Origin of the sequence: Streptomyces sp. W16 (genome assembly GCF_033194735.1) — a bacterium.
Classification (GTDB): Bacteria; Actinomycetota; Actinomycetes; order Streptomycetales; family Streptomycetaceae; genus Streptomyces.
In genome coordinates, this window is the sequence record NZ_JAWOAI010001090.1 from 1 (window position 1) to 1326 (window position 1326).

The 1326-nt window shown below is 75.3% G+C and carries 2 protein-coding genes; both read right to left on the reverse strand.

Annotated elements, in window-relative coordinates; genetic code table 11:
• On the reverse strand, window positions 1-938 hold a 938-nt coding region (locus R6V09_RS53335), incomplete at its 3' end, for a hypothetical protein (RefSeq protein ID WP_317888583.1).
• A 168-nt stretch (window positions 939-1106) separates the two neighbouring features.
• Window positions 1107-1326 (reverse strand): alpha/beta fold hydrolase (locus tag R6V09_RS53340; protein WP_317888584.1); only part of this gene is annotated, 220 nt, incomplete at its 5' end.

Genomic DNA, 1326 nt, shown 5'->3' on the forward strand with positions numbered 1-1326 from the left:
CGGGCGGCGAGCCAGGCGCGGTATTCGGCGCGGGCGGCGTTCGGGCGGAGCTGGGAGCAGCCGCGGAGCATGTCCTCGGCGGACTGCTCGATGTTCCCGGCGGGGCTCTGCGCGGCCACGCAGATCTGCTCCAGCTTGACCCAGACCGCCCAGCTGCCGAGCGGGGTGAGGGTGGCCTGGGCGTCGCCGTAGGTGAGGGCACCGACGGAGGCGAGGGCGTGCAGGGCCCAGTCGAGGAGGGGGTCGAGCGGGGCGTCGTCGGTGCCGGCCGGGGGCTGCTGGACCGGCTCGGGCTGCGGGCCGTAGGGGATCTCGCAGCGCTCGGTGCGCAGTTCGGTGACGCGTTGGCCGAGGAGGTCGAGGAGCTGGGCGACGGGGACGGGCCCGGCGGACAGCTGGAGGAAGGAGAGCACCTGAGGCATGGCCGAGACGACCTCGGCGACGGCGGAGGGCTCGTGCTCCCGGGGTTCCGGGTGGGCGAGCGACCAGGCGTCGAAGAGGGCGACCCAGCCGCGCAGTACGGCGCTGTCGTCGCGGTCCCAGGCGCGCAGCCGCCAGCCGGGGCGGGCGCTGTCGCCATGCACCTCGACGAGGCCGGCGAGGCGGGCGGTGTCCCAGTCGGCGCGGACCTGAGCCGGGGCCAGGCCCAGATCCTCGGCCGCGAGTTCGGCGGTCGCTTCGGAGAGGGTGCCTTTGCCGTCGGGGCTCGCGCCGTCACGGCCGGGGCGTAGTGCGGCGTCGGCCCAGTGGGCGACGCGGGCCGCTCCGGCCAGGCCGGAGCGTGCCATTCTGGCCAGTTCCGCGGGGGCCGGTGTGCCCTCCGGAGGGCGGGGTGCGGGGCGGCGCGAGCGCCGCTGGTTCATCGCTCGGGGGGCGGCGGCCAGGGGTCGCGGGCGGACGAGTCGAAGCCTGGAGTCGCGCGGGATACGGGACGTCACGGGTGCAGTCTTCCGGTTGACGGTCCGAAAACCCAAACGGAATGTCACGGCGGGCGACGGGGAGGGCCAAGGCAGGGGGTCCCGCGGGCTGCTGGGGACCGGGTTCAGGCCAGTGGTACAGGGCTAAACGGAAGGCCGGAGGGGGGCGTGCGGGTGGGTGGGCCGGGGTTACATCAGCGGAGTCAGGAAGCGGCGCAGGATCTCCTCGTAGGCGGCCGGGTCGGCGTTCCACATGGCGCTGTGCGGGGCCCGGGCGACCGGCTGGAGGGTGATCAGGTCGGGGCGTCGGGCGGCGAGACGGCGGGAGAGGGACCAGGGGGCGACGGTGTCGTCGGGTCCGTGGAAGATCAGGGTCGGGACCCTGAGCCGGGCGGGGTCGGCGGCCTCT